Origin of the sequence: Mesorhizobium sp. M7D.F.Ca.US.004.01.2.1, from assembly GCF_003997785.1 — a bacterium.
Classification (GTDB): domain Bacteria; phylum Pseudomonadota; class Alphaproteobacteria; order Rhizobiales; family Rhizobiaceae; genus Mesorhizobium; species Mesorhizobium loti.
On sequence record NZ_RZRQ01000325.1, the window covers coordinates 1 to 6,585 of the forward strand.

At 64.4% G+C, this 6,585-nt stretch carries 5 protein-coding genes and 1 pseudogene; 2 read left to right on the top strand and 4 right to left on the bottom strand.

Annotated features, from left to right (window positions below):
• Nucleotides 1-16: 16 nt before the first annotated feature.
• The 4 genes from EN993_RS28995 to EN993_RS29010 are packed head-to-tail and all read right to left on the bottom strand — an operon-like array spanning nt 17 to nt 4,342.
• Nucleotides 17-667 (bottom strand): GntR family transcriptional regulator, encoded by a 651-nt coding sequence (locus tag EN993_RS28995; protein WP_127265492.1) that lies wholly within the window; start codon nt 665-667, stop codon nt 17-19.
• 16 nt (nt 668-683) lie between these two features.
• The gene (locus tag EN993_RS29000) at nt 684-1,991 is read right to left on the bottom strand and encodes an aspartate aminotransferase family protein (RefSeq protein ID WP_164757875.1); all 1,308 of its coding nucleotides are present in this window, start codon (nt 1,989-1,991) and stop codon (nt 684-686) included.
• Nucleotides 1,992-3,050, bottom strand: a complete 1,059-nt coding sequence (locus EN993_RS29005) for a phosphotransferase (protein ID WP_127265494.1) — start codon at nt 3,048-3,050, stop codon at nt 1,992-1,994.
• A complete protein-coding gene (locus EN993_RS29010; RefSeq protein WP_164757876.1) occupies nt 3,047-4,342 on the bottom strand; it encodes an ArgE/DapE family deacylase in 1,296 nt (431 codons plus the stop codon). The genes EN993_RS29005 and EN993_RS29010 overlap by 4 nt, the downstream gene beginning before the upstream one ends.
• 167 nt (nt 4,343-4,509) lie before the next feature.
• On the opposite strand from EN993_RS29010, the gene EN993_RS29015 reads away from it, so the two are divergent.
• On the top strand, nt 4,510-5,220 hold the full coding sequence (locus tag EN993_RS29015) for a GNAT family N-acetyltransferase (protein ID WP_245469001.1): 711 nt from the start codon (nt 4,510-4,512) through the stop codon (nt 5,218-5,220).
• Nucleotides 5,217-6,585, top strand: a pseudogene (locus EN993_RS29020) (LuxR family transcriptional regulator); the annotation flags it as partial. The gene EN993_RS29015 and the pseudogene EN993_RS29020, both read left to right, overlap by 4 nt.

The following is a 6,585-nucleotide window of genomic DNA, read 5'->3' on the forward strand; positions in this document are numbered from 1 at the left end:
GAGCTAGACAGTCACTTCACTTTGCCAAGGTTGTCGACAGAACCGCGGCCGCCACGGCGACATCCTCTTCTATGAAAATCCGCACAGTGGGACCACTGCGCTGCTCCAGCGCGGCGACGATCCTGCGATGTGCGTCGTTCGACTGCGGGATGTAGCGATCGGCCTGCATCAGCAGCTTGAGATAGGGCCCGACCCGACCCCAGAGATCGCGGATCATGTTGAGCAGGATCGGCGCGCCGGCGTGCTGATAGATGGCGAAGTGGAAGGCCTCGTTCAGCGTCAGATAGGCCCGGGTGTCGCAGGCCTCGATGGCACGCTGCATGCCGGCGAGGGTCGCCTGTATGTTAGCCAACCCGCTTTCGCTCATCCTGGTCGCCGCCATCTCGCCCGCCAGTCCCTCGACGGCGATGCGGATGCGCGTCAGTTCCTCGAAGGCAGGCGCGGACAGCAACGGCACGATGACCGAGCGGTTGTTCTGCATTTCGAGCAGCCGTTCGGCGACCAGCCGCTGCAGCGCCTCGCGGATCGGCGTCGTCGAGATGCCGAACGTCTCGGCGAGCTTGCGGATGACCAGCGTCTGGCCCGGGCTGAAGCCGCCTGAAATCAACTCCTGCTTGAGCGCGCCATAGGCGCGGTCATTCAGGGTTTGATGTTCGAGCTTCAGCATGCGCGGCCCGCTCCGATCACCAGTTCGACAGCGCGCGATCGAGCGTCTCGGCCAGTTGCTCGGCATTGTCCCTGGCAAACGGCAGTGGCGGCCTGATCTTCAGCACATTGCCGCGCGGACCGCAGGACGAGATCAGAACGCCGTCCTCGCGCATGGCATCGACGACCGCCGATGTCTTGGTAGCGGCCAGAGCCTCGTCGCCGTCCGCCGTCAGCTCGACACCGAAATAAAGGCCGTTGTGCCTGATATCGGCGACCGCGCCATGCCGGCTCTGCAGGGCGCGCAGCAGTTCACTCGTATAGGCGCCGACGTTGCGGGCATTCTCGATCAGTCCTTCGCCTTCGATCACCTCCAGAACGGCGATGCCGACGGCGGCCGCGACCGGATTGCCGCCGAATGTGTTGAAGTAGCCGGTGTTCGAACCGAAGGATGCGACAAGCTGCGGCCGCACCAGCACCGCGCCCATCGGATGCCCGTCGCCGATCGGTTTGCCCATCGTGACGATATCAGGCTCGATGCCATAATTGGCGAAGCCCCACATGCCCTGGCCAAGTCTTCCGAAGCCGGATTGAACCTCATCGGCGATGACAATGCCGCCGACCTTTCTGACGTGATCCGCCGCCTCGCGCATCACCTTCGCATCGGGAAAGAAAATACCGTCGCTGGAAAAGGCCGAGTCGAGAAGCAGCGCTGCCGGCCGGATATTTTTTGCGCGCATGTCCGCGATGGCGGCGGCAACATTTTTTGCGAAATCATGCGCGGCACGGCCATGGTCGCGGAACGTGTCCGGCGCTGCCACGGTGCGATGCTGCGCGGGGACGCCCTTTGCTCCGACCGCCGCCGGTGACAGTTGCGCCGTCGCGATCGTGGCGCCGTGATAGGCGAAATCGGTGATGATTACCCCGGTGCCGCCGCTGGAATGCTGGGCGATGCGGATGGCGAGATCGTTGGCCTCGCTGCCGGTGCAGGTGAACATGGCATGGCCGAGATGGGCCGGAACGGTGCCTAGGAGTTTCTCCGCGTAGTCGAGGATGATCTCGCTGAGGTAGCGCGTATGCGTGTTGAGCGTCGCGGCCTGCCCCGACAGCGCCTCGACCACGCGCGGATGGCAGTGGCCGACCGAGGCGACGTTGTTGTAGGCGTCGAGGAACTTGCGGCCCTGGGCATCGTAGAGCCACACACCGCTGCCGCGCACCAGATGGATCGGGTTGCGGTAGAAGGCGCGGTAGGTCGGCCCGAGCAGCCTGGCGCGGCGTTCAAGCAACGCGCGCTCCGATGCCGCATCGGCATTTGCAGGGTACGGCGAGGACTGGGACACGAGCATCTACTCCGGATTGGAATGGTCGAGAAAATAGCGGCGGGCATCCGCGGACGACAGCCCGTCCAGCCGTTCGAGCGAAGCCCACACCTCGGTGATGAGGCGCAGCACATAGTCGCGCTTGGCCGGGAACCGCTCGGCCTGCCAACTGGCGATGTTGGCGATGAGCGCGAGGCGAGCGCGGATCAGATCGAAGAGGATGCCGATCTCTTCCGCCTCAAGCGGCTGCACCGCTTGATAGCCGGCGACGAAGCGCGCGGCCGGCGCCAGTGGATGGTCTTCAGCCGGCCAACGGTAGACGGCGCCGATGGCCAGGTCGCAGATCAGCGGCGAATGGATCATGTCGCCGAAATCGAGGATGCCGCTCACGATCTCCGGCCGCGACGCGTCCATCACCACATTGTAGGAGTTCATGTCGTTGTGGACGATTTGCGCGCGCAGGCTCGGGATGACCGGCGCCGCATGCTCTTCGAAGGCGTCGATGACGCGTTCGACCATCGCCCGCCGGCCAACGTCAGTGATATGCGTCATCATCGGCCGTGTCTTGGCGACCTTGCGGATGTCCCAGAGCAGGTCGCTGCCGGCGGCCGGATGGAAGAAGCCGCGCAGCGCCCGGCCAAGGCGAGCGAGGAAGATGCCGAGATTGCGATCCTGCGCCGCTGATGGGGGCGAGCGCGACAGCAACTGGCCAGGCAGATAGCTGACCAGCCGGATGATGCGCGGCGCCGATCCGCCGACGCTGATCGCGAACTGCGCTTCGCCTTCAAGGCTCTTGCGCACCGAAGGAACCGGCAAGGTCGGGTCGACCGCGAGGATGTGGTCGAGCGCCTTGTTCTGGAAGTCGGTGAAGGCTACCTCTTCCGCCGGATGGGAGATCTTCAGAACAAAGTCGGCCTGACCATGGGTCTGGATATGGAAATTGTGGTCGCGTTCGCCAGGCAGCGGACGCGCGCTGCCGGTGAGCCCGTAGTGCCGGCGCAGGATGGTAAGCGCGTCGGCAGTCGAGACATCGGGCGCATCCTCGGCGAGCGTTTCGCCGAACGCATCGGGGACGACCGCACTCATGGCTTGGCCTCGACAGGCTCGAGGCCGCACCAGTCGGCGATGAACAGAGCGATCGTCTGGGTGACCTTGCGCACCGAGTCGAGATCGACGGCCTCGTCATAGCCATGCGGCATGCGGCAGATCGGGCCGTAGACGATCGCCGGCGTGTCGGCATAGAGGCCGAAGAAGCGCGCATCCGTCGTCGCCGACGTGACGTGTTCCGTCAGCGGCTCGCCCCAGACGGCGGTGTGGCTGCGGCGCAGCACCGCTTCCATCTCGTCGGCGCCCTCCAGCACATAGCCCTCGGCCATGAAGCCATTGTAGGTGAGGCTCGGCGGGCGGTTGGCCAGGAACGGGTCGGCGCGCGCCGCATCGGCGATGCAGGCTTCAAGCTCGGCCTTGGCGTCTTCGAGCCTCTGGCCGGGATAAGTGGCGACGCGCATCTCGAAGACACAGCGCGCCGGAACGCTCGATGTCCACTCGCCGCCTTCGATCTTGCCGAGGTTGAAGCGGATCGGGTGCGGGTGATCGTGGAAATGCTTGTCGTCGACCTTGCGCGCGTTCCAGACGATTTCGAGCTGCTTCAGTGCCTGGATGATGACGAAGGCCTTTTCGATGGCATTGGCGCCGGCCGAGAATGCACCCGACGCATGCTGCGGATCGCCGTCGACCTCGACCCGGAACCAGATCGGCCCGACCTGTGCCCGCATCAATCTCGGCTCCAGCGGTTCGGGAATGAAGGCGGCGTCGGCGCGGTAACCGCGCTGCAGGCAGGCGAGCGCGCCGTTGCCGGTGCACTCTTCCTCGACCACCGACTGCAGGTAAACGTTCGCGGCCGGCTGATAGCCAAGGCTGCGCAATGCGGCCAGCGCATAGAGGCAGGCGGACAGGCCGGCCTTCATGTCGCCAGCGCCGCGGCCATGCATCCAGCCATCCTCGATCGCCGGATCGTAGGGGTCGCGCACCCAGCGGTCGAGCGGTCCTGTCGGCACGACATCGATATGGCCGTTGAGGATCAAAGAGCGGCCGGTCGCGTTACGCGGCGTATGCGTGGCAACGACATTGAAGGCGTCGTCATAGGAGACCGCCACGGGTGAAAAACCGGGCAGGTCGCGAATCGCATCGACATCGACGCGCCACATGTCGACCGCATAGCCATCCGCTTCGTATGCGGCGGCCATGAACGACTGCGCGGCATGTTCTTCGCCGCGTTGGGAGGGAAAGCGCACGAGGTCTTGCAGAAACGCGACTTGTCGCGCGAAGCCGTCATCGACCGCGCTGAGAATGGCCCCGTCCGCAATCCGCTCAGGCATCATATTCCGCTTTCATCTGGATGATGTATCATATCTCATATGCCATTTCTGTGAAATGCAAGAGGCATACGGGCCGAAACGTCAGGCCAGAGCTTGCCGTTCGATACCGCCACGCTGCTGGGGAGTTGGCATCGGATGCAGCAAGCCGATACTGCTGTCTGGAAGACATGACGAGGAATGCGTTGATCAGCGAAGACACGATGCCGGCCGAAATCACCGATCTCGCCATTGGCTACCGGCGCCTGCCGGCGGGCAAGCTCGCCAATGCCGTGACGTGGATGGAGGCGCGCTCGCCGCAGCCCGATCTCGCGCACCCCCTGGCGATGACCCGGATCACCATGCCCGACTGCGCGTCCTATCGGGCGGTCTTCCTCGAGATCGGCGCGCCCTGGCTGTGGGATCGGGTTTCCGAAATGTCCGATGCCGAGATCGCGGCGCACTTCGCCGATCCGCGCCAGCATCTCTATTACGGCTACGATGAAAGCGGCACGCATCTGGGTATAGTCGAATTCTTCGTCGCCGACAGCAGCGAGATCGAGATCACCTATTTCGGCCTGTTCCCCTCCCTGACCGGCAGAGGTTTCGGCAAGCGGCTGATGGCCGGCGCACTGGATCTCGCATGGCGCCTCAACCCTAACCGTATCTGGCTGCACACAAGCAGCTTCGATCATCACAGCGTCATCGGTTTCTACAGTGCCTGCGGATTTGTGCCCTTCGCGACAGGATTTGAAATCGTCGACGATCCCCGGATCAAAGGTACTTTGCCGCGCGATGCCGCGCCGCAGATTCCGCTGATCGAAGCGGAGTGGAGCGACTGCAGCAATGGCAAGGGAGCCTCGTCCTCCCCGGAGAGCCGGCAGGTTGCGCGGCCTAGATGAGAACAGCTCCGCAATCTGTCAGCCAAGCGTCGCCGCACCATCGCCGATGGGTGCGCCGCGAGACCATTCTGTCGACGCTGGAGCGCCATATCGACACGCGCATTGTGCTGTTCGCCGCGCCCGCCGGCTTCGGCAAATCGACGACGATGGCGCAATGGGCCACGGAAGTCACGCGCCACGGCCGGCTGACAGCATGGCTGTCCTGCGAGGCAACCGACAATGACGAGGGCGCCTTCCTGTCGCATCTGGTGGGCGCGCTGCGCCAACTGATGCAAAGCCCGGCGGAACTCGACCTTGCCTTCCAGTCGAGCCCGATCCCGCAGCTCGACGTCGTGCTCGCAGCACTTGTAGCGGGTCTTGCGGCGCGCGAGGCTGACATCACCTTGTTCTTCGACGACTACCACGCCATCGAAGCGCAGGCGGTGAAGCGGTTCATGGAGCGCCTGACGCGACAGGCGCCGGCCAACGTCGCCTTCGTCATCGGCTCGCGCAGCCTGCCCGACCTGCAGCTCGGCAAGCTCAGGGTGCTTGGCGACGTCTTCGAAATCGGCCCCGACGATCTGCGTTTCGCTTCGTCCGAGGCCGAAGCCTTCTTCAACGAGAAACTGGGCCTGAGCGTCAGCAGCGGCACGGTGGAGACCTTGTGCTCGCGCACCGAAGGATGGGCCGCCGGCCTGCAACTGGCCTCGCTCTCGCTGAGTGCCGCGCATGCACCAGAAACCGTCATCGGCAATTTCACTGGCGCCAACCGCAACGTCGCCGACTTCCTGATGGGGGAAGTGTTCCTGGAACTGCCGCCGGCGATCGCGAAATTCCTGCTCTACAGTTCGATCTTCGAACGCTTCAGCGCCGAAGCCTGCCGGGCGGTGATGCGCGCGGCGGATGCAGAGGCGGCGATCACAGAAATCGAAACGCGCAACCTGTTCCTCGTCCCCCTCGACGAAGAGCGGCGCTGGTTTCGCTACCATCATCTGTTCCGCGATTTCCTCAGCCGCGAAATGGAACGGCGCGAACCGGAGATGATCGCGCCGCTGCATCTGGCGGCCGCCGAATGGTTCGGCGAGCGCAAGATGCTGACAGAGGCGATCGGGCACGCGCTGGCCGCCGGCGACCAGGCCCGCGCGGCGGTGTTCGTCGAGAACAACGCGCTCGACCTCATCGCCCAATGCCAGCTTCTTTACGTGCGCCAGTTACTGGCACTTCTGCCGAGGAAGCTGATCGACCAGCGCATCCGGCTGCAGCTCGTGGTGCTGTGGCTGGCGGTGCACAGCAGCCAGCCCGAGATTGCTCAACAGACGCTGAGCAATGCGCGCAAGCTGGTCGAGACCGGACCGACTGACAGCAATGACCCAGGCACCATGACCG

Excerpts from the sequence above, each read along its gene's own strand:
- EN993_RS29010 (WP_164757876.1), bottom strand. The coding sequence starts at position 4,342 with ATGCCTGAGCGGATTGCGGACGGGGCCATTCTCAGCGCGGTCGATGAC.
- EN993_RS29015 (WP_245469001.1), top strand. The coding sequence starts at position 4,510 with ATGACGAGGAATGCGTTGATCAGCGAAGACACGATGCCGGCCGAAATC.
- EN993_RS29000 (WP_164757875.1), bottom strand. The coding sequence starts at position 1,991 with ATGCTCGTGTCCCAGTCCTCGCCGTACCCTGCAAATGCCGATGCGGCA.
- EN993_RS28995 (WP_127265492.1), bottom strand. The coding sequence starts at position 667 with ATGCTGAAGCTCGAACATCAAACCCTGAATGACCGCGCCTATGGCGCG.
- EN993_RS29005 (WP_127265494.1), bottom strand. The coding sequence starts at position 3,050 with ATGAGTGCGGTCGTCCCCGATGCGTTCGGCGAAACGCTCGCCGAGGAT.